Origin of the sequence: Chromobacterium sphagni (assembly GCF_001855575.1) — a bacterium.
GTDB classification, from domain to species: Bacteria; Pseudomonadota; Gammaproteobacteria; order Burkholderiales; family Chromobacteriaceae; genus Chromobacterium; species Chromobacterium sphagni.
Map to the genome: position 1 here is coordinate 2,787,625 of NZ_MKCS01000001.1, position 21,658 is coordinate 2,809,282.

The window sequence follows — 21,658 nt, forward strand, 5'->3', positions numbered from 1 at the left end:
TCTATCCGCATTCGCCTATGCCGGCAAGTCCGCCGCGCAATGATTTGCATTGCAGCAGTCCTAATTGGCAGTACCTCTTGCGCGCCAATTGACATACCAATTAAATACCAATTTCACCTGCGCGCCTCGAGTCGGGCGCAGCGTTGAAGATTCCAGTCGGGCGGCGCGGGGCGCCGGTTCCGGCCTCATGGCGCGTTGAGATAACAAGGGAGCGGCTGATGGGCGTGAAGCGATTGTTGGGCATGGTGGTGCTGGCGGCGTGGTCGGCCGGCAGTTGGGCGGCGCCGGATGCCGGCCAACTGGGCCAGAGCCTGTTCATGCGGGTGGCGGTGGATAGCAACAAGGGAGCGGCGGCGGGCGCGCCGTGTTCCGATCTGGGCGCGGATTGGGCGTCCTGCCTGAAGGGCCGGCTGATCCTGGAGAACAAGGGCGGGCAGGCGGTGCCGGCTGGCGGCGGCTGGAGCTTATACCTGCACAGCATCCGCCGCATCCTCAAGCTGGATACGCCGGACTTAGCCATCCGCCGTATCACCGGCGACCTGTACCAGATTACCCCGACCGCCAGTTTCCAGGGCCTGGCTCCGGGCCAAACGCTGGAGCTGCCGCTGATAGACGAATACTGGATCCTGCAGGAGAGCGACGTGCTGCCGCGTCCCTATGTGGTGGTGGATGGCCAAGCGCCGGCGGTGCTGCAGCACAACAGCAGCGACGACGCCAGTTATCTGCTGCCGTTGACGGGGGACAACTGGAAGAATCCGGCCGGTGAATTGCGGCCGCTGATGAATATGGCGCAGCGCTACCACAGCTTCAGCCAGCGCGGCGCGCAGCTTTCCGCCGCGCAAGTGGCCAACCGCGTGATTCCGGCGGTGCGGCGCCAGCAGCTGGGCGGCGGGGAGCTGCTGGTCCGCGGCCTCAGCCTGAACCTGTCCGGCGTCAGCCCGGCGCAGCGGGAGGCGCTGGAGCAGCGCGCGGCGCAACTTGGCCTGCGCGGCGACGGCATCGGCGTGTCCGGCGGCGTGGTCGGCGCCCGCTTGCCGGCCGATATCGCCGTGTCCGGCGGCTACCGTTTGTTGATCGGCCAGCATGGCGTGAAAGTGGAAGGCTTCGACGCCGCCGGCGTGTTCTACGGCGTGCAGACACTGCTGGGCCTACTGCCGCAGGGCGGCGGCCAGGTGCGCTGGATGACGGCGGAAGACGCGCCGCGCTATGCCCACCGCGGCTTCATGGCCGATGTGGCGCGCAACTTCAAGCAACCGTCCACGGTACGCCGCCTGATAGACCAGATGGCGGCCTACAAGCTCAACAAGCTGCACCTGCACCTGTCCGACGACGAAGGCTGGCGGCTGCAGATTCCCGGCCTGCCGGAGCTGACCGACGTCGGCGCGCGGCGCTGCCACGACCTGACGGAAACCCAATGCCTGGTGCCGCAGCTGGGCTCCGGCCCGGCCAACCAGTCCGGCGGCGGCTATTTCACCCGCGCCGATTACATCTCGCTGGTGAGTTACGCCCAGGCGCGTTTCATCGAGGTGATTCCGGAGTTCGACATGCCGGCGCACGCCCGCGCCGCGGTGGTGGCTATGGAGGCGCGCTACCGCAAGCTGCTGGCGCAGGGCCAGCCGCAGGCGGCGGCCGAATACCGGCTGCTGGACCCACAGGACCAGTCCAACACGCTGTCGGTGCAGTTCTATGACCGCCATACCTATCTGAACCCCTGCGTGCCGGGCAGCCAGCGCTTTGTCGCCAAGCTGGTGTCCGAGGTGGCGTCGATGCACCGCGACGCCGGCCAGCCGCTGGCAACCTGGCACTTCGGCGGCGACGAGGCGAAGAACATCCTGCTGGGGCCCGGCTTCCAGGATGTCAGCGGCGGCGATCCCGGCAAGGGCAAGGTGAGGATGGCGGAGCAGGACCAGCCTTGGGGGCGCTCGTCGGCCTGCCAGACGATGATCGCCAAAGGACAGCTGAAGAGCGTGGCCGACTTGCCGCTCAATTTCGCGCGCGAGGCCAGCCGCATCGTGGCCAATCAGGGCATCGCCACCATGGCGGCATGGCAGGACGGCGTCAGCGGGGCGGCCTCATCCGCCGACTTCGCCACCCGCAACACCATGGTCACCGAATGGGACACCTTGTACTGGGGCGCCGCTCAGGCGGTAAACGGTTACGCCGCCAAGGGCTTCAAGACGGTGCTGGCGTTGCCGGACTACCTTTACTTCGATTTCCCCTACGAGCTGAACCCGCGCGAGCACGGCTATTACTGGGCGTCGCGCGATACCGACAGTTACAAGGTGTTCAGCTTCGCGCCGGACAATCTGCCGCAAAACGCCGAAGTGATGCCGGACCGCCAGGGTCAGCCGTTCGCGGTGAGCAGCTCCGCCGCGCCGGCGCAGTACGCCGGCATCCAGGGCCAGGCTTGGACCGAGGTGATGCGCACCGACCAGGAGTTTGAAACCATGGTCTATCCGCGCCTGCTGGCGCTGGCCGAAAGAGCCTGGCACAAGGCCGGCTGGGAGCGGCCGTACACGGTGGGGGAAACCTACCAGCTGGGCGTCACCCATCTGGTGGACAAGGACGCGTTGAACCGCGACTGGCAGCAGTTCGCCGCGGTGCTGGGCTGGCGAGAGGCTCCCAAGCTGGAGCGGGCCGGCATAGCCTACCGCTTGCCGCTGCCGGCGGGGCTGTCCGGTCCGAACGGATTGGCGACCGCCACCGAATGGCCCGGCGCGCGGCTGGAGTACTCTTATGATGGCCGCAGCTGGCAGTTCTATTCGCCCGGCCAGCAGGTGCAGGCGCGCTACTGGCGCGGCGTCAGCCAGGATGGCAGGCGCGGCAGCCGGGTGGAGACGCTGGGCAACTGATTTCGGCTGGAAATGACAACAGCCCGCCGGCATGCCGGCGGGCTGTTGTCATGGGCAGGCGGCTGTCAGCTGCCGTGGCGGAACAGCGCCGGACTGTGCTGCAGCCGGGTGGCGCCGGCAGGAAGGCCGCCGCGGCCGCCGCTTGCCTCCTGCGCCTGCTGCGGGGCGGCGAAACAAGCCACCGCGCCTTCCACGCTCAAGGACACCCGCTGACCCGGCTGCGGACTGCGATGGCCGGGCACCCGCGCCGCCAGCAGGCTGCCGTCCGCCAGCATCAGCCGCACGCTGGCGTCGTGGCCGTAGTAGCTGACGTCGATCACCTCCGCCTGCGGAGCGCTGCCGCCTGCCGGCTGCAGGCATATCTGCTCCGGGCGCAGCAGCACGTTGACCGCCCCTTGCGGCATATCGTCGAGCAAGGGTAGGCGGCCAAGCAGGCACAGCGCTTCGCCGTTCCCGGCCTCGCCCGGCAGCAGGATGGCGTCGCCGACGAAATCGGCCAGCGCGGCGCTGGCCGGGCGCTGGTACAGCGTTTGCGGACTGGCCACCTGCAACAGCCGGCCCTGCCACAGCACCGCCACCTGGCTGCCCATGGTCAGCGCCTCGGCCTGATCGTGGGTGACCATCAGCGCGGTGGTGTTGCTGGCGTCCAGCGCCGCCGCCACCGCCTGGCGGGTTTCGCCGCGCAGCGCGGCGTCCAGCGCCGAAAACGGCTCGTCCAGCAGCACCAGCGCCGGCTTGGGCGCCAGCGCGCGCGCCAGCGCCACCCGTTGCTGCTGGCCGCCGGACAATTGTTGCGGCGCGCGTTCGGCGAAGCTCGCCGGCAGGCCCACCATTTCCAGCAGCTCGGCCACGCGGTGGCGTTGCCGCCGCTCGGCCCGCGGCAGGCCGAACACGATGTTGTCGGCGACCGACAGGTGCGGGAACAGCGCGCCCTCCTGCGGCACGTAGCCGATATGGCGATGCTCCGGCGGCAGATGGACATCGGGGCTGCTGACCAGGCGGCCGCCGATGTGGATGCTGCCGCCGTCGCAGCGTTCGAAGCCGCACAATAGTCGCAGCAGCGTGGTCTTGCCGCTGCCGGACGGCCCCAGCAGTGCCAGCAGCGAACCCTGCCCGACGTCCAGGGTGATGTTGTCCAGCACCCGCTGTTTGCCGAAGTGTTTGCCGAGTCCGGCGATTTTCAATTCTGACATGATGTTTTCCAGCGTAATGGCAAGCGCGCCGCTATTCGTGGTGGGCGCCGCCGCCCAGCACCGCGCCGCGTCCCAGCAGCGACATCAGTAGCCAGGTGGAGCACAGCGACAGGGCGATCAGGATGGCGGCGTAGGGCGCTGCGGCGGCGAAGGCCAGCGCGGCGGTGTCGGCCCAGACCTGGGTGGCCAGCGTTTCGGTGCCGATCGGCGAGAGCAGCAGGGTGGCGGTCAGTTCGGTGACGATGGAGATGAACACCAGGCTGGCCGCCGCGCCCAGGCCAGGGCCGGCAAGCGGCAGCACCACCCGCCACAGAGCCTGCCACCAGTTGAGGCCCAGCGAGCGCGCCAACTCCTCCAGCTGGCTTTCCGCCTGCAGCAGCGCGCTGCGCACGCTGACCAGCGCCAGCGGCAGAAACATGACGGCGTAGGCCAGCACCAGCATCAGCGCGCTCTGGTACAGCGGGCGCAGCCACTGGATGGCCAGGTTCACCAGCGCCAGCGCGATGACGATGCCGGGCACGCCCTGCGCCAGATACACCACCCGCTCCAGCAGGTGGGCCAGACGGCCGGGGTGGCGCGCCAGCAGATAGCCCAGTGGCAGCGCCAGCAGCGTGGTGAGTGCCGCGCCGGACAGGCCAAGCTCCAACGAGGACAAGGTGGCGGACAGCAACAGCTGCGGCGACACCTCGGCCGGCGTCACCGCGTCCGCGCCCGGTTGCAGCGTCCAGTACAGGATGGTGGCGATTGGGACCAGCAGGGTGGCGGCGGTTTGCAGCAGCAACCCTGCCAGCACCGGCCAGCGCTTCCAGCTCAGTTCGATCCGCTGAGCGGCGCGGCGCGCGCCGCGGTCCAGCCGCTGGTAGCGGGCGTCGCCGCGCACGCGCAGCTCGGCCAGCAGGCATACCACGCCCAGCAGCATCAGTACGCTGGCCAGCAGCGAGGCGCCGGCGCTGTCGAAGCTGGCGCGGTATTCGGCGTAGATTTCGGTGGTGAAAGTATGGAAGTGCAGCAGCATGAAGGCGCCGAACTCGGACAGCGACGACAGCGCCACCAGCAGCATGCCGCCCAGCAGCGCGGGCTTGAGTTGCGGCAGCGCCACCCGGCCGAAACAGGCCCACGGTCCCAGGCCCAGTGCGCGCGCGGTTTCCTCCAGCGCCGGATCCATATTGCGCAGCATCGCCGACACCGGCAGGTAGACCAGCGGGGTGTAGGCGGTGGTCAGCACCAGCCAGGCACCCCAGAAGCCTTGCAGGTCGGCGCTGATCGACACCCAGGCGAAGCTGGTGATGAAGGGCGGGATGGCCAACGGCACCACGCACAAGAGCGCCCACAGCTTGTGGCCGGGCAGGCGGGTGCGTTCGACGAACCAAGCCGAGGCGGTGCCGGCCAGCGCGCAGCTGAGGGTGCTGGCGACGACGATCAGCAGGGTGTTGCCGGCCAGCCGGGCGACGATGGGGCGCAACAGCAGGTCGGCGGCTTCCTGCCCGCCGTAGGTCAGCGCCTGCCACAGCGTGAAGGCCAGCGGCAGCAGCACCAGCGCCGCCACCGCGGCGGCGCCGGCCAGCAGGCCCCAGGGCCGCCGCCCGCTGGCGGCCAGGCGCAAGGTGTCGGCATCCATTTACAGCAATCCGGCCTGGCGCAGCAGCTTGGCCGACTGGCTGTCGTCGCCCAGCTTCTGCATGTCCAGCGGCGGCGGCGTCAGCTGACTGAAGGGCTTCAGCTGCGGCGCCGGCGCCACGCTGGGCCGCAGCGGGTATTCAAAGGTGATGTTGCTCTTGGCGATCAGTTGCTGCGCGCGCGGGCTTACTAGGTAGGCCAGGAATTTCTGCGCCGCTTCCGGGTTGCGCGAGGTTTTCAGGATGCCGGCGCCGGATACGTTGACCAGCGCGCCGACGTCGGCGTTGGCGAAGTGGTACAGCTGGCTGTGCATGCCCTTGCTGCCCAGCTCCACCTGCAGGCGGGTCCAGTAGTAGTTGTTGATGACGCCCACCGCCACGCCCCCGCGGTTCACCGCCGCTACCACGCCCTCGTTGTCATCGAAGGTCTGCGAGTTGTCGCGGAGGCCCTTCAGCCAGGCCAGGGTCGCCGCTTCGCCCTTCAGCGCGCGCACAGCGCTGACCAGCGGCAGGAAGTCGCCGTCGGACGGAGCGATCGCCAGCTTGCCCTTCCATTGCGGCTTGGCCAGGTCCAGCAGGCTGGCGGGCATCTGGCCGGCGGCGGCCAGCTTGGTGTTGAACACCAGCACGTTCTCGCGCGCCATCACGCCCACCCATTCGCCCTGCGGCGAGCTGTAGCGCGCCGGAATCGGCGACAGGGTGGCTGCCGGCAGCTTGGCCAGCATCTGCCGGTTTTCCAGCAGCATCAGTTCCGGCGAGTTGGAGGCGAAATAGACGTCGGCCGGCGAGGCCTTGCCTTCGGCCAGCAGCTGGGCCGACAGTTCCGGGCCTTCTCCGGAACGGATCTTGACGCCGACGCCGCTCATTTTTTCGAAGTCGTCGGTCAGCAGCTTGATGGTTTGCGGGTGCTGGGCGTTGTAAAGGATCAGGCTGGCGGCGCCGGCCAGCTGGCTGGCGGCCAGCACGGTGCCGGCCAGCAGGGCGGAAATCAGTGTGCGTTTCATCATTGCTCCCTATGTGGACGCCTCCTGGCGGCGCCCGGTTGGATTTCTCAGTTGTTGAACAGGGCTTCGCCGATATAGCCGCCGGGGCGCGCGCCTGCCGGACAAGCGAAGACAGCGCTGCCGACATGGGTGATGTACTGGTTCATCATGTCCATGCTCGCCAGCTTCTTGTTGATGCGGATGAAGCCGGTGCGGGGGTCGCGCTGGTAGGCGATGAAGAACAGGCCGGCGTCGTACTCGACGCCCTGGCGCCATGGCGGCCAGCGCTCGGCGTAGAAGTTGGCGCCGTCGTTGTAGGAGTAGGCGCGGCGCAGGATGCGGGCGCCGTCGTTCTCCTGCGGCGAGGCCACGCGCGAGTGGGCGGTGTCCGGTATCACCGGATTGCCTTCTTTGTCCACCGCGTCCAGCTTCATCGGCTCGAACTCGCGCTTCTGGCCCAGCGGCGCGCCGCTGTCCTTGTAGCGGCCCACCACTTCCTGCTGGAAGCCCAGTTCGGTCTTGTCCCAGTGCTCCAGCGCGATGCGGATGCGGCGCACCACCATATAGCTGCCGTTCTTCATCCAGCCGCCCTCGTCGCCGACCCAGACGAACTGGTTCATCAGCGCCGGGTCCTTGGTGGACGGGTTGTTGGTGCCGTCCTTGAAGCCCATCAGGTTGCGCGGAGTGCCGCCGCCGGGCGCGCCGCTGGCGAAGCCGGTCTGCACCCAGCGCACGCTGGCGATGCCGTCGGCGATGGCGGCCAGCTGGCGCACCGCGTGGAAAGCCACTTGCGGATCGTCGGCGCAGGCCTGGATCGACAGATCGCCGCCGCTCTTCTCTGGCACCAACTGGTCGCCGTTGAATTTGGGCAGGTCCACCAGCGCTTCCGGCCGGCGCGACGCCAGGCCGTAGCGGTCGACGCCGTCCTTGCTGAACAGGCCTGGGCCGAAGCCGAAGGTGAGGGTGAGGCGGGCGGTGGCAAGCCCCACCGCTTCGCCGGAGTCCAGCGGCGCCTTGTCGTTCTGGCCGCTCAGCGCGCGCGCGGGCAGGCCCTGGCTCATGCGCCGGGCGGCCTCGGTCCAGGCTTTCAGCAGCGCGATGACGTCCTCGCGCTTGCTGGTTTGCAGATCGAAGGCGGCGAAGTAACTGTTCTGCTGCTGCGGCGTCAGGATGCCGCCCTGGTGCGGGCCGTCGAAGGGCTCGTGGTCGCTCGCCGCCGCTTTGGCGCGCTTGGCCTGAGCGGCCGCCAGCGCCTTGCCGCCGCCCAGCCAGCCGGCTAGCGCCAGCGCGCCCCCGCCTTTGAGGAAGCCGCGCCGCGATGGTTGTTTCGGCTTGTTGCGGTCTGTCATTTTGCCAATACCAGATTATTGTTGTCGTCGGTGACGAAGTAGAAGCCATCGCCTTCCGGCGTCATGGCGATGCCGAACAGGTCGCCGTTGCCGGGCGGGGTCTGCGCCTTGTTGGCGTCGATCCAGCGCGCCGCCAGTTGTTCGCCAGTGGCCGGGTCGATCTCCACTACCTTGCCGTTGGAGCCGTTGGTGACCAGCAGATGGCCTTGTGGCGTGGTGGTCATCGCCAGCGGGCGCAGCAGCAGGCCGTCGTGGGTCAGGGTGCGGCCGATGCCGGCGCTGGTGGTGCGGGTGGTAGCGTCCCAGATTTCGCTGATGCGGTTGTTCAACGCGTCGGATACGAAGAGCTTGTCGTCCTTGCCGTAGGCCAGGCCGGTGGGGCCGATCAGGAACACGCCCTTGTCGGCCTGCTCGCCGAAGCCGCTGGCCACCACGGTGCGGCTGACGATCTTGGGCGCCTGGCCGGCGGGGATGTCCAGCTCCAGCCGCAGCACGGTGGCCAGGCTCACCACCGGCGGCGTGCCCTTGGAGCTGCCGACGCCGAAGCCGGAGTTGCTGACAAACAGCGTGGCCTTGTCGCCCTTGTCTATCACCGCCATATTGCCCCATGGGTTGTTGATGTCGGCGCCGGCCCAAACGTCGACCAGCTTGCCGGACGAGTCCAGCACCATCAGGCAGCCGGCGCCCTTGGTGTCGGTGGTGCCGTCGTTGCTGGGCGTGCTGCCGACTATCACCCAGCCGCTCTTGAGCACCGTCATCGCGGTGGACAGGCCGACGCCGCCCGGACACTGCTGCAGCGTGCGCGGGAGCTGCGCGAACAGCGACATCTGCTTGCTGTCCGGATGGTAGTCGACGATGGTGCTGCCCAGGCCCTGCAGGTTGGCGGCGTTGTTGAAATTGTCCACCAGCACGTCGCCCGCTTTGAGCTTGCCGGCGCTGACCGGCGACACCGCGATGGCGTAGGGGTTCTGGTCGCCGTTGTCGGGCACGGTGTTGGTGAGGATGGTGTGGCGTTTGATGCCGGACAGGAAGTTGCCGTCGGCGTGAGCCGCGCCAGTCAGCGCCAGCATGGCGGCGATGGCCGCTGCGGCGAGGCCGCGATGCGAGAAGTTCCGCTTCATCTTTACACTCTCCATTATGGCCGGATGCTTCGGTCCGGCCAGTCGGTATTTTATGGTTAGAAGGTGATGGTGGTCTTCAGGCCCACTACCCAGTTATTGGGGATGCGCTGGGTGCTGGTGGGGTCGTTGGGCGATACCGCGCCGGCGCCGACATTGCGCACGTATTGCAGATCGGCCTGCCATTGCCACCAAGGGGTCAGCTGGTAGATGTAGGTGGCTTCGATCTGGGTTTCGTCGCTGCGCACCGGGTAGGCCAGATTGCCTGTCGACACGCCGGCGTCGGCATCGGCGCCGGCGGCATGGTTGCCCACCTTGACGTAGCCGACCGCCAGGCCGACGGTGTCATTGTCGCGGCCGGCGAACGGCGCGGTCAGGGTGACGCCGGCATTGGCGGAGAAACTGACCTGGTTGCGGTCGCCGGGCGCGCCCATCAGGCGGGTGAACACGTTCAGCGTCTGCGTGCTGTCTTCCGCCGGACGCCATACCATCTGGTCGGCCACCGCGTAGAAGCTGTAGTTGCCGTTGTGCAGCATGGGGTTGGCGCCGCTCAGGGCGAAGGGCTGGCCGTTGTCGTCCATCCGGGTGTCGGCGGTTTTCTGGTTCAGATACCAGAAGCCCAGCTTGTATGTGCCCGGCAGGCCGCCTGTCCCGGCGGCGGCGCCGCGCGGCGCTTCCACCGCGCCGTTGGACGGCAGGTTGCGGCTGTATTGCATCTCGCCGATGAACAGCGTGCCGCCGTGGCGGCTGAAGGTGGTGCCGTATTTGTTCAACTGCTGTGGGTCGCCGGGATTCTGGCTGACATCGCGGGTGGGGTCGCCGGCGAAGGCGCCGCCCAGCAGGGTGATGTTGTCGCCGACCTTGCCGCGCAGGCGCACGCCCAGGCCGGACAGCGGATAGGCCGGGCCGCCGGCGGGCAGGTCGGCTGAGGGCACCGCCGGCCAGCCGAACATGGTGCCGATGAAGGCGCCGCCGTACTGGGTGACCATGAATTCCTGATCCAGGCTCTGCTGGCCTATCTTCACGTCCAGCCGATCGCCGTTGAGCTGCTGCTGGAACCAGGCTTCCCACAGGCGGGTGGCGCGGTCGGCCTCGATTCCGCTGGCGCTCTGGATGCTGCCGACGTGTTCGGCGCTGAACGGCTTGCCATGGATGTCCAGCACGCTGACGTTGAAGCTGCCGCCGTTCCACCAGCCGGCGCGCTGAGTGTCCAGGCCCAGGGTCAGCGTGGACAGGCCCTGGTAGTCGCCCCCGTACTTGACGCCGCCGCTGACGTTGCGCAGGTATTCGCTGGTCTCGGTCAGGCCCAGGGTGATGCCTTGGCGGCCCAGCGCCGAACGCAGCCCGCCCATGTCCCCCAGCAGGGTGGAGCGGTTCCACCAGCCGGTCCACTGGTTGTCGGGCTTGGCCTTGATAGCCTGGTCAGCCTCCGGCAGATCGGCCGGGTTCGGGCTGTTGTCGGCGTCTTCGGCATGGGCGGATTGCAAGCCGCAGCCCAACAGGACGGCCAGAGCCAGTGCGGACATTCGCCGCGGGTGGCGCGGCTCGGCGGCCGCAGTCGGGAGGGTAGGGCGTTTCACGTTGTCACTTCTCCATGATGGAGCCGCTCATCCATGCGGCCTTGATCATACTGATTCTTATTACTGTTATACCTTCTATTCCCACTGGCGCCAGGGTCTGCAGAACGGCAATCGCAGATAGTGCGGAGCGGTTCGCATCAAACGAGAATACATGGCTGCCACAACTGGAGCCGCGGAGCGGTTTTACGTTATGCTGCCATGCGACATTCGTTGTGTTCTCATCTAAAACCTGGGCGCGAGTTTCAGTTTGATAAACGACAATCATTCCTGTTTGGTTGACGCGCCTTGAGCATTTTTTGCAAGCTGATGGCCTGCGGTGAAAAATTTATTGTATTTTGTCTGACAGTTTGAAAATGTGAAATCATGCTTTCTGTACGCGAATGTCGCATCCCGGATAGTGACGCGCAGCCGGCTTAATTTAGAATCGATCGACAGCATAAAAAAACGCACGACAGAACAAGGAAGGAAAACCATCAATGAGCAATACCGTATCTCGCGCTGATTTCGACCAGGTCATGGTGCCCAACTACGGCCCGGCCGGCTTCATCCCGGTCAAGGGACTGGGCTCCCGGGTGTGGGACCAGGACGGCCGCGAATTCGTCGACCTGGCCGGCGGCATCGCCGTCAACTCGCTGGGCCACTGCCACCCGGAACTGGTGGCCGCGCTGACCGAACAGGCTGGCAAGCTGTGGCACGTGTCCAACGTGTTCACCAACGAGCCGGCGCTGAAGCTGGCCAACCTGCTGGTGGAGAAGACCTTCGCCGAGCGCGTGTTCTTCTGCAACTCCGGCGGCGAGGCCAATGAGGCCGCGTTCAAACTGGCGCGCAAATACGCTCATGACAACTTCGGCGCGGACAAGAACCAGATCCTGTCCTGCGTCAACTCTTTCCACGGCCGCACGCTGTTCACGGTCAGCGTCGGCGGCCAGCCCAAGTACACCGAGGGCTTCGGTCCGGTGCCGGGCGGCATCTCCCACTTCGAATTCAACAATATCGAATCGCTGAAGGCGGCCATCTCCGACAAGACCTGTGCGGTTGTGATCGAACCGGTGCAAGGCGAGAGCGGCGTGCTGCCGGCCGATCCGGCCTTCCTCAAGGCCGCGCGCGAGCTGTGCGACGCGCACAACGCGCTGTTGATCTTCGACGAAGTGCAAAGCGGCATGGGCCGCACCGGCGCGCTGTACGCCTACCAGCAGTACGGCGTGGTCCCGGACATCTTGTCGTCCGCCAAAGGCATAGGCGGCGGCTTCCCGATCGGCGCGATGCTGACCACCGAGAAGGTGGCCAAGAGCTTCGGCATCGGCAGCCACGGCTCCACCTACGGCGGCAATCCGCTGGCCTGCGCGGTGGCGCACAAAGTGGTGTCCATCATCAGTTCGCCCGAGGTGCTGGCCGGCGTGGAGGCGCTCCACCAGCGCCTGGTCACCGGCCTGAGCGCCATCAACGCCAAATACAATGTGTTCCAGACCGTGCGCGGCAAGGGCCTGCTGATAGGCTGCGTGCTCACCGACGCCTACCAGGGCCGCGCCCGCGAATTTCTCAAGGCGGCCGAGAAGCAGCAGTTGATGATCCTGGTGGCCGGCCTGAGCGTGCTGCGGCTGGCGCCGTCGCTGGTGATCAGCGACGCCGATATCGACGAAGGCCTGAAGCGACTGGATGCCGCCGTCGCCGAGCTGGTGTCCGCCAAGTAAAAGCCGTGCCGCATGGCTGCCATGCGGCTTCCAACGCTATCCCGACCCAATCGCCACGACCCCGCTTTTGCCGGGTCGCGGCCACGGCTGCGCCCGTCTTCCGGGCCCGGCCCTTGCGCAACGAGGGAGGATTCCTCATGTTTACCGTGCGTCCCGTCCGTACTTCGGACTTGCCGGCGATAGAGCGGCTGGCCCAGGCCAGCGGCATCGGCGTCACCAGCCTGCCCAGCAACCGCGAAAAGCTGTTCGAGCGCATCCAGCAGTCGATCAGCGCCTTCGAGCATGAAGCCATCGGCGATGCCGGCAGCGAATACTATATGTTCGCGCTGGAGCATGGCGGCGCGGTGGTCGGCACCGCCTCGATCTGCGCGTCCGCCGGCTTCGACGAGCCGTTCTACAGCTACCGCAGCGAAACCGCGGTGCACGCCTCGCGCGCGCTCAAGGTCAACAACCGCATCCATGTGCTGAACATTTGCCACGATCTGACCGGCACCGTGCAGCTTTGCGGCTTCTACGTGGAGGGCGGGCTGGACCAGTTGGCCGCCGAACTGATGTCGCGCGCCCGGCTGCTATTCATTGCCGGCGAGCGCGGGCGCTTCGGCCGCCGCATCATCGCCGAGATGCAGGGCATTCACGATGACGCCGGCCAGTCGCCGTTCTGGAACGCCATCGGCCGCCGCTTCTTCAATATGGATTTCCTGCAGGTGGAGCAGGCCTTTGTCAGCCACAGCAAGACCTTCATCGCCGAGCTGATGCCCAGCTATCCCATTTACGTGCCGCTGCTGCCGGACGAGGCGCAGCAGGCGATAGGCCAGATCCATCCGGATTTCGAGCGGGTGTGCCAGTTGTTGTGCAAGGAAGGCTTCGAGGCCGACAACTATCTGGACATCTTCGACGGCGGCGCGGTGCTGACCGCCGAGCTGGACCGGTTGAAAACCGTGGAGCTGAGCCATTGCTACCCGGTGGAGATCCAGGCCAGCCTGCCGGCGCAGGCGACGCTGCAACTGCTGAGCAACCAGCGCCTGTCGGCCTTCGCCGCCACGGCGGCGCGGGTGGCGGTGGTGGACGGCGTGGCCTTCATCAATCCGGACGCCGCCAGGGCGCTGGGCGTGGCCAGCGGCGATGTGGTGCGCGTCGCGGGTCTGCAAGAGTGCGAGGAGAAACGCTCATGATGTTGATTCGTCCCGTAGAACACAAGGACCTGAACGGCCTGATGGATCTGGCGCGCAGCGCCAGCAGCGGCGGAGTGGGCCTGACCTCGCTGCCGGTGAACGAGGAGCGCTTGTCGCTGCGCATCGCGCGCTCGACGCTGTCGTTTTCCGGCGAGTTGGACCGCGCCGACCACGGCTATGTCTTCGTGCTGGAAGACGCGGACAGTGGCAAGGTGGCCGGCATCTGCGCCATCGAGGCCGCCGTCGGCCTGAAGGAGCCCTGGTACAACTACCGCGTCGGCACCATCGTGCACGCGTCGGAAGAATTGGGCGTGTATTCCCGCCACGAAACCCTGTTCCTGTCCAACGACCATACCGGCTATTCCGAACTGTGCACGCTGTATCTGCATCCAGACTACCGCATCAAGCGCAACGGCGGCCTGTTGTCCAAGAGCCGCTTCCTGTTCCTGGCGCAGTTTCCGCAGTTGTTCGGCAAGATGGTGGTGGCGGAGATGCGCGGCGTGTCGGACGAACGGGGGGAGTCGCCGTTCTGGGAGGCGCTGGGCCGCCATTTCTTCTCCATCGATTTCGCCAAGGCCGACTACCTGACCGGCATTGGCCAGAAAGCCTTCGTCGCCGAGCTGATGCCTAAGCATCCGGTGTATGTCGACTTTCTGTCGCCGGAGGCGCAGACAGTGATAGGCCAGACCCACGAGGCGACCCGCCCGGCGCTGGCGATGCTGGAGTCGGAAGGTTTCCGTTACGAAGGCTATGTCGATATTTTCGACGCCGGCCCCACGGTTCAGGCCTATGTCAGCGATATCCGCGCGGCGAAGGAAAGCCAGCGTCTGCCGGCCAGAGTGTGCGATCCGCTGCCGGACGGCGACAAGGAGTGGTATCTGGTGTGCAACGATGCGCTGGCCGGCTTCCGCGCCGTGCTGGTGGAGTCGGTGCGGCCGCAAGGCGAGTTCTGCCTGACGCCCGCTTTGGCGCAGGCGCTGGATGTGCGGGACGGCGGCCATGTCCGCTGTGTGACGCTGACGCCCAAGGAGATTGTGCAATGAAAAGCTTGTTGATCAATGGCGAATGGCAAGCCGGCGCGGCCGAGGCCATGCTCAAGACCAATCCGGCCGACAACCAGGCCTTGTGGCAGGGCCGCGCCGCCGACGCGGCGCAGGTGGACGCCGCAGTGCGCGCCGCCCGCGCCGCCTTCCCGGCCTGGGCCCGAATGGGCCTCGACGCGCGCGTCACGGTGGTGCGCCGCTTCGGCGAATTGCTGGCTAAGCGCAAGGCCGAACTGGCGGCGGTGATCGCCCGGGAAACCGGCAAGCCGCTGTGGGAGGCCACTACCGAAGTGGCCACCATGGCCGGCAAGATAGATATCTCGCTGAAGGCGCTGCAGGAGCGCACCGGCGAGCGCGGCGCGGCGATGGGCGACGCCCAGGCGGTGTTGCGCCACAAGCCGCACGGCGTGGTGGCGGTGTTCGGCCCGTACAACTTCCCCGGCCACCTGCCCAACGGCCACATCGTGCCGGCGCTGTTGGCCGGCAACGCAGTGATTTTCAAACCGTCGGAACTGACACCGTGGACTGCCGAGGAAACCGTCAAGCTGTGGGCCGAGGCCGGCTTGCCGGCCGGCGTGATCGGCCTGTTGCAGGGGGCTCGCGCTACCGGTGTGGCATTGGCGGGCCATGACGGCATAGACGGCCTGTTCTTCACCGGCAGCTCGGCCACCGGCGCCATCCTGCACCAGAATTTCGCCGGACGTCCGGACAAGATCCTGGCGCTGGAGATGGGCGGCAACAATCCGCTGATAGTCGGCCCGGTGGCCGACATGGACGCCGCGGTGCATCATGTGATCCAGTCCGCCTTCGTCTCCGCCGGCCAGCGTTGCACCTGCGCGCGCCGCCTGCTGGTGCCGCAGGGCGAGTGGGGCGATGCCTTCGTCGCCCGCCTGGTGGAGGTGACGGCCAGGCTGCGGGTGGGCAAGTTCGACGCCGAGCCTGCCCCCTTCTTGGGCGCGGTGATCTCCAACGCCGCCGCCGACGCGCTGCTCAAGGCGCAGGCGGCGTTGATCGCCGCCGGCGGCAAGGCGCTGCTGCAGATGCGCAGGCTGGAGGAGGGCGCGGCGATGCTGACGCCGGGCATCATCGACACCACTGCCGTCGCGCGTCCGGACGAGGAGTTTTTCGGCCCGCTGCTGCAACTGATCCGCTACGCCGACTTCGACGAAGCCATCGCCATCGCCAACGATACCCGCTTCGGTCTGGCCGGCGGCGTATTGTCCGACAGCCGCGAGTTGTACGACCGTTACTGGCTGGCGTCCCGCGCCGGCGTGGTCAACTGGAACAAGCCTCTCACCGGCGCCTCCAGCGCCGCGCCGTTCGGCGGCATCGGCGCCTCCGGCAACCACCGGCCCAGCGCCTACTACGCGGCGGATTACTGCGCCTACCCGGTGGCTTCGCTGGAGTGCGAGCAGCTGGCGGTGCCGGCGCAACTGTCGCCAGGGATCACGCTATGAACGCCTATGAAGTCAATTTCGACGGCCTGGTGGGGCCGACGCACAACTACAGCGGTCTGTCCTTCGGCAACGTCGCCTCCACCAGCAACAGCAGCGCGGCGTCCAATCCCAAGCTGGCCGCGCAGCAGGGACTGGCCAAGATGAAGGCGCTGCACGACCTGGGCTTCAAGCAGGGCGTGCTGGCGCCGCAGGAGCGGCCGGACGTGGCGGCCTTGCGCCGCCTGGGTTTTGCCGGAACCGACGCCGAGGTGATCGCCCGCGCCGCTAAGGAGGCGCCGACCATGCTGGCGGCTGCCACCTCGGCCTCCAGCATGTGGACCGCCAATGCGGCGACGGTCAGCCCGTCGGCCGACACCGCCGATGGCCGCGTGCATTTCACGCCGGCCAACCTCAACAACAAGTTCCATCGTTCGATCGAGCATCCGACCACCCGGCGCGTGCTGGCGGCGATGTTCGCCGACGAGGCCCGCTTCGCGGTGCACGAGGCGCTGCCGGCGCAGATGCATTTCGGCGACGAGGGCGCGGCCAACCACACCCGTTTCTGCGCCGACTACGGCCAGGCCGGGGTGGAGTTCTTCGTGTTCGGCGCGGCGGCCTTCGACGGCCGCTATCAGAAACCTGCGCGCTTCCCGGCGCGGCAGACGCTGGAGGCCAGCCAGGCGGTGGCGCGGTTGCACGGCCTGGCCGCGGACGGCGTGGTGTTCGCCCAGCAAGACCCGGACATCATAGACGCCGGCGTGTTCCACAACGACGTGATCTCGGTGGGCAACCGCGAGGTGCTGTTTCACCACCAGCAGGCCTTCCTCAACCAGGCCGACGTGCTGGAGGAGTTGTCGCGCAAGCTGGCCGCGCGCGGCGGCCGCTTCGCCGCCATCGAGGTGCCGCGCGCCGAAGTGACGGTGGAGGAGGCGGTGAAGAGCTATCTGTTCAACAGCCAGCTGCTGTCCAAGCCCGGCGGCAAGATGCTGATCGTGGTGCCGGAGGAATGCCGCAACATCGAGCGGGTGTGGGGCTATCTGCAGAAGCTGGCCGCCAGCGGCGGTCCGATAGACGAGGTGAAGGTGTTTGACCTCAAGCAAAGCATGCAGAACGGCGGCGGCCCCGCCTGCCTGCGTCTGCGGGTGGCCTTGAACGAGGGTGAACTGGCGGCGGTGAACCCCAGGGTGCTGATGAGCGAAGCCTTGTTCGCCACGCTCAACGATTGGGTGGAGCGCCATTACCGCGACCATCTGGCTCCGGCCGACCTCGCCGACCCGCAGCTGCTGCAGGAGTGCCGCGCGGCATTGGACGAACTCACCCGCATCCTGGGTCTGGGCAGCGTCTATCCCTTCCAGCTGGGCTGATTTGCCCGGGTCCGGGCACAGCCCGCCACGCCTTGCGCGCGGCGGGCTGTTTTTCGTTCGGGAGACCTTAGCGGCTCTTAACAAATTGCGCCGGTGCCATTCCAGATGCGGGCTATGGTGAGGATTGGCATGGTTGTTGCATATCGGCATCCGGTTTGGGCTTGACGTTACAACTGGCAACACTCTGTGCGGATAAATTTTTTTGCGACGGCAGGGCAGCGCTAGGATGGATAGCAAGTGGTATTGTAGATTGTATGCAAGTGAACGATGCTCATGGGTGATTGTTCGCAATGCATATAGCGGATAGTTGGCTCTTGTTCGAATGTGAATAAAAAGAATGGGAATTGTGACCGAAATGTAAAACCGGCCCGGAAAGGGAAAGAGTTTTGCCAAGTCCGCCGGCAGAAAAAATTCCACCTGAAGATGTTTGGTGAAAATATATAATAATCAATAGGATATGGCTTAATTAAATGCTTTTCGCAGCCGTTTTTTTGGCGGGTCTCCGCAATTGACAGTCGATTGGATACATGGTGATAATCGGTTCGCCTGTCGGACAGAAGCCAATAAATAGGCCCGCCGCGGGTAGTACAACAGGCAGCAGTCAATAAGAGGAATCATCCCGCAAGCTGCCGTCGACAATCAGAGGAGATCTCCAAACGTGGACATATTTCTGCAGCAAATCCTGAACGGCCTCGTTCTGGGTAGCATTTATGCGCTGATCGCGCTGGGCTACACCATGGTGTACGGCATCATGGGACTGATCAACTTCGCCCACGGCGAAGTGGTGATGTTCGGCGCCATGGTGACCATTACCGTCATCACCACGCTGATGGGCATGGGCGTCAATCTGCCGGGACCGGCGCTGGTGCTGATCGGCCTGTTGGTGGCCATTCCGGCCTGCATGCTGCTTGGCTTCGCCATCGAGCGCATCGCCTACCGGCCGCTGCGCGGCAAGCAGCGCCTGGCGCCGCTGATCACCGCCATCGGCGTGTCGATCGTGCTGCAACAGGTCGCCATCCTGATCTGGGGCCGCAACTACATCCCCTTCCCGCAAATCCTCGATCACGACGTGGTCAACATCTTCGGCGCCAGCATCACCAAGCTGCAGATCCTGATCGTGGTGATGTGCCTGGCCATCATGGCCGGCCTGCTGTTGATGGTGGAAAAGACCAAGCTGGGCCGCGCGATGCGCGCCACCAGCCAGAACCCGGCGGTGGCCGGCCTGATGGGGGTCAACGTCAACACCATCATCTCCGCCACCTTCGTCATCGGCTCCGCGCTGGGCGCGATCGCGGGGGTGATGGTCGCCACCAACTATGAACAGGCCCATTACTACATGGGCTTCATGATCGGCCTGAAAGCCTTCACCGCCGCGGTGCTGGGCGGCATCGGCAATCTGGGCGGCGCGGTGGCTGGCGGCATCCTGCTTGGCATCATCGAAAGCCTGGGCGCCGGCTACATCGGCACGCTGACCGGCGGTTTTCTCGGCTCCAACTACCAGGACATCATCGCCTTCATGGTGCTGATCGCGGTGTTGATCTTCCGTCCGTCCGGCCTGCTGGGCGAAAAAATGGCCGACCGCGCCTGATGCGAGGGAGAGACATCATGAATCTGGATACCAACAAGAAAATGGGCCTGTTCGCCCTCAGCGCCGTCGCGCTGCTGGTGCTGCCCTTTGTCGTCGGCGGCGCGCTGGGCAACTCCTGGGTGCGCATCGTCGACTTCGCCCTGCTGTACGTGATGCTGGCGCTGGGGCTGAACATCGTGGTGGGCTTCGCCGGCCTGCTCGACCTGGGCTTCATCGCCTTCTACGCGATCGGCGCCTACACCTACGCGCTGCTCAGCTCGCCGCATTTCGACATCCACTGGCTGTTCTTCCTGACCATTCCGCTGGGGGCGGCCTTCGCCTCGCTGGGCGGGGTGCTGCTGGGCACGCCGGTGCTGAGGCTGAAGGGCGACTATCTGGCCATCGTGACGCTGGGCTTCGGCGAGATCGTGCGCATCTTCATGAACAACCTGAACTCGCCGGTCAACATCACCAACGGCCCGCAAGGCGTCAACCTGATCGATCCGATCCATGTCGGCGGCGTCAGCCTGGGCCAGACCATAGAGCTGTTCGGCGTCAGCTTCCACAGCGTCTACCTGTACTACTACTTGTTCCTGGCGCTGACCATCGCGGTGGTGATCATGGTCTGGCGGCTGCAGCATTCCCGCATCGGCCGCGCCTGGGTGGCGCTGCGCGAGGACGACATCGCCGCCGCGGCGATGGGCATCAACATCCGCAACATCAAGCTGTTGGCCTTCGGCCTGGGCGCCTTGTCCGGCGGCGTGGCCGGCGGTCTGTTCGCCTCCTTCCAGGGCTTCGTGTCGCCGGAATCGTTCAGCCTGCTGGAGTCCATCATGATCCTGGCGATGATCGTGCTGGGCGGAATGGGCCACATTCCGGGCGTGATCCTCGGCGCGGTGGTGTTGACCATCGCCCCGGAAATCCTGCGCGACGTGATCGGCCCGCTGCAGATGAAAACCTTCGGCCGGATGCTGATCGATCCGGAAAACGCCCGCATGCTGCTGTTCGGCTTGGCCATGGTGGTGATGATGCTGGTCCGCCCGGAAGGGATGTGGCCGTCCAAGCGCCGCAAGGCTGAGTTCCAGCACGTCAAAGATGAAGCGGCTGCGCAGAAAGGTTAATGATGGCTGATGTTTTGCTGAAAATCGAAGGCATACACAAACGCTTTGGCGGCCTGCACGCGTTGAGCGACGTCGGGTTGACCATCAACAAGGGCGAGATCTACGGTCTGATCGGGCCGAACGGCGCTGGCAAGACCACACTGTTCAACGTGTTGACCGGCCTCTATGTGCCGGACGAAGGCAGATTCGAGTTCGCCGGCCACAATCTGTTCCAGCAGAAGCCGCACGTGGTGGTGGCGGCGGGTATCGCCCGCACCTTCCAGAACATCCGGCTGTTCGCCGAGATGACCGCGTTGGAAAACGTGATGGTAGGCCGCCATATCCGCTCCAAGGCGGGCGCGCTGGGCGCGGTGCTGCGCGACCCGGGCACCATGGCCGAGGAGCGTTCGATCGAGGCCAAGGCCTGGGAGCTGCTGGAGTACGTCGGCATCGCCGACGTGGCCCACGAACGCGCCCGCAACCTGTCCTACGGCCACCAGCGCCGGCTGGAGATCGCCCGCGCGCTGGCCACCGAACCCAAGCTGCTGGCACTGGACGAACCGGCGGCCGGCATGAACCCGCGCGAAACCGAAGAGCTCAAGCAACTGATGAGCAAGATCCGCGACGGCGGCGTCACGGTGCTGCTTATCGAGCACGACGTCAAGCTGATGATGGGGTTGTGCGACCGCATCGCGGTGCTGGACTATGGCAAGAAGATTGCCGAAGGCGTGCCGGAGGAAGTACGCAAAAACCCCAAAGTGATCGAAGCCTATCTGGGAGCGGCCCACGCATGAGCATTCTGGAAGTCAAAAACCTGCAAGTGGCCTACGGCGGCATTCAGGCGGTAAAAGGGATAGATTTTCACATTGAACAGGGCGAGCTGGTGACGCTGATCGGCGCCAACGGCGCCGGCAAGACCACCACGCTGAAAACCCTGGTGGGCATGGTGAAGAAGTCCGGTGGCAGCATCGTTTACGACGGCAAGGACGTGGCCTCCATCCCGTCCTACGACTTCGTCCGCCACGGCCTGGCGATGGTGCCGGAAGGCCGCGGCGTGTTCGCCAAGCTGACGGTGGAGGAAAACTTGCAGATGGGCGCCTACTACCGCGACGACAAGGTGGCCATCCAGAGCGAGATCGAGCACGTCTATGAGCTGTTCCCGCGCCTGAAGGAGCGCCGGCTGCAACTGGCCGGCACCTTGTCCGGCGGCGAGCAGCAGATGGTGGCGATGGGGCGGGCGATGCTGTCCAAGCCCAAGCTCTTGCTGCTGGACGAGCCTTCGATGGGTCTTGCGCCCATCATCGTCGAGAAGATCTTCGAGATCATCCAGATGGTGGCCAAGCAGGGCGTGACCATGCTCTTGGTGGAGCAGAACGCCAAGCTGGCGCTGGAGGTGTCGCAGCGCGGCTACGTGATGGAAAGCGGCCGCATCACCATGAGCGGCGACGCCAAGGAACTGCTCAACGACGAGAGGGTGCGCAACGCCTATCTGGGCGAGTAAGGCGTGCTGTGTTGCCATGCAATCCCCCGTCGGCTCTGGCCGACGGGGGATTTTTCTTGGCTGGATGGCAAGGAGAGGCGGCGCATCCGAACC

17 protein-coding genes are annotated in these 21,658 nt (G+C 66.0%); 10 read left to right on the forward strand and 7 right to left on the reverse strand.

The window, feature by feature from the left end; translation table 11 throughout:
* Positions 1-218 precede the first annotated feature (218 nt).
* A complete protein-coding gene (locus BI347_RS13115; RefSeq protein ID WP_071116042.1) occupies positions 219-2,852 on the forward strand; it encodes a family 20 glycosylhydrolase in 2,634 nt (877 codons plus the stop codon).
* Positions 2,853-2,917: 65 nt separating this feature from the next.
* Here BI347_RS13115 and BI347_RS13120 read toward each other — a convergent pair whose 3' ends face one another.
* Genes BI347_RS13120 through BI347_RS23595 form a run of 7 tightly spaced genes read right to left on the reverse strand, consistent with a single transcriptional unit; the run spans position 2,918 to position 10,956 of the window.
* The gene (locus BI347_RS13120; protein WP_071114872.1) at positions 2,918-4,045 is read right to left on the reverse strand and encodes an ABC transporter ATP-binding protein; all 1,128 of its coding nucleotides are present in this window, start codon (positions 4,043-4,045) and stop codon (positions 2,918-2,920) included.
* A 31-nt stretch (positions 4,046-4,076) separates the two neighbouring features.
* A complete protein-coding gene (locus BI347_RS23275; RefSeq protein ID WP_071116043.1) occupies positions 4,077-5,663 on the reverse strand; it encodes an ABC transporter permease in 1,587 nt (528 codons plus the stop codon).
* Positions 5,664-6,665: an iron ABC transporter substrate-binding protein gene (locus BI347_RS23280; protein WP_071116419.1), complete on the reverse strand. Its 1,002-nt coding sequence runs from the start codon at positions 6,663-6,665 to the stop codon at positions 5,664-5,666. It lies immediately after the preceding gene.
* Between the two features lie 47 nt (positions 6,666-6,712).
* Positions 6,713-7,993, reverse strand: a complete 1,281-nt coding sequence (gene efeB / locus BI347_RS13135) for an iron uptake transporter deferrochelatase/peroxidase subunit (RefSeq protein WP_071116044.1) — start codon at positions 7,991-7,993, stop codon at positions 6,713-6,715.
* The gene (locus BI347_RS13140; protein WP_071116045.1) at positions 7,990-9,114 is read right to left on the reverse strand and encodes an NHL repeat-containing protein; all 1,125 of its coding nucleotides are present in this window, start codon (positions 9,112-9,114) and stop codon (positions 7,990-7,992) included. Before BI347_RS13140 ends, efeB begins: the two co-directional genes overlap by 4 nt.
* Before the next feature lie 56 nt (positions 9,115-9,170).
* Positions 9,171-10,691, reverse strand: a complete 1,521-nt coding sequence (locus BI347_RS13145; protein ID WP_204378040.1) for a carbohydrate porin — start codon at positions 10,689-10,691, stop codon at positions 9,171-9,173.
* Positions 10,692-10,695: 4 nt separating this feature from the next.
* Positions 10,696-10,956, reverse strand: a complete 261-nt coding sequence (locus BI347_RS23595; protein ID WP_139167113.1) for a hypothetical protein — start codon at positions 10,954-10,956, stop codon at positions 10,696-10,698.
* Between the two features lie 211 nt (positions 10,957-11,167).
* Between BI347_RS23595 and BI347_RS13150 the strand changes: the two genes are divergently transcribed.
* From BI347_RS13150 to BI347_RS13190, 9 genes are all read left to right on the forward strand, one after another.
* Positions 11,168-12,382: an aspartate aminotransferase family protein gene (locus tag BI347_RS13150; protein WP_071116047.1), complete on the forward strand. Its 1,215-nt coding sequence runs from the start codon at positions 11,168-11,170 to the stop codon at positions 12,380-12,382.
* 137 nt (positions 12,383-12,519) lie between these two features.
* Complete coding sequence (gene aruF / locus BI347_RS13155) at positions 12,520-13,554, forward strand: arginine/ornithine succinyltransferase subunit alpha (RefSeq protein ID WP_071114900.1); 1,035 nt, start codon at positions 12,520-12,522, stop codon at positions 13,552-13,554.
* Positions 13,551-14,597, forward strand: a complete 1,047-nt coding sequence (gene astA / locus BI347_RS13160; protein ID WP_071114901.1) for an arginine N-succinyltransferase — start codon at positions 13,551-13,553, stop codon at positions 14,595-14,597. The genes aruF and astA overlap by 4 nt, the downstream gene beginning before the upstream one ends.
* A complete protein-coding gene (gene astD / locus BI347_RS13165) occupies positions 14,594-16,054 on the forward strand; it encodes a succinylglutamate-semialdehyde dehydrogenase (RefSeq protein ID WP_071116048.1) in 1,461 nt (486 codons plus the stop codon). Before astA ends, astD begins: the two co-directional genes overlap by 4 nt.
* The gene (astB, locus tag BI347_RS13170) at positions 16,051-17,397 is read left to right on the forward strand and encodes an N-succinylarginine dihydrolase (RefSeq protein WP_071116049.1); all 1,347 of its coding nucleotides are present in this window, start codon (positions 16,051-16,053) and stop codon (positions 17,395-17,397) included. The genes astD and astB overlap by 4 nt, the downstream gene beginning before the upstream one ends.
* A 658-nt stretch (positions 17,398-18,055) precedes the next feature.
* Positions 18,056-18,985 carry a branched-chain amino acid ABC transporter permease gene (locus tag BI347_RS13175; protein ID WP_071114904.1) on the forward strand — a complete coding sequence of 310 codons (930 nt, stop codon included), beginning with the start codon at positions 18,056-18,058 and terminating at the stop codon, positions 18,983-18,985.
* Positions 18,986-19,002: 17 nt separating this feature from the next.
* Positions 19,003-20,085: an ABC transporter permease subunit gene (locus BI347_RS13180; RefSeq protein WP_193431020.1), complete on the forward strand. Its 1,083-nt coding sequence runs from the start codon at positions 19,003-19,005 to the stop codon at positions 20,083-20,085.
* 2 nt (positions 20,086-20,087) lie between these two features.
* Positions 20,088-20,858: an ABC transporter ATP-binding protein gene (locus BI347_RS13185; protein WP_071114909.1), complete on the forward strand. Its 771-nt coding sequence runs from the start codon at positions 20,088-20,090 to the stop codon at positions 20,856-20,858.
* Positions 20,855-21,565 carry an ABC transporter ATP-binding protein gene (locus tag BI347_RS13190; protein ID WP_071114906.1) on the forward strand — a complete coding sequence of 237 codons (711 nt, stop codon included), beginning with the start codon at positions 20,855-20,857 and terminating at the stop codon, positions 21,563-21,565. The genes BI347_RS13185 and BI347_RS13190 overlap by 4 nt, the downstream gene beginning before the upstream one ends.
* Positions 21,566-21,658 lie beyond the last annotated feature (93 nt).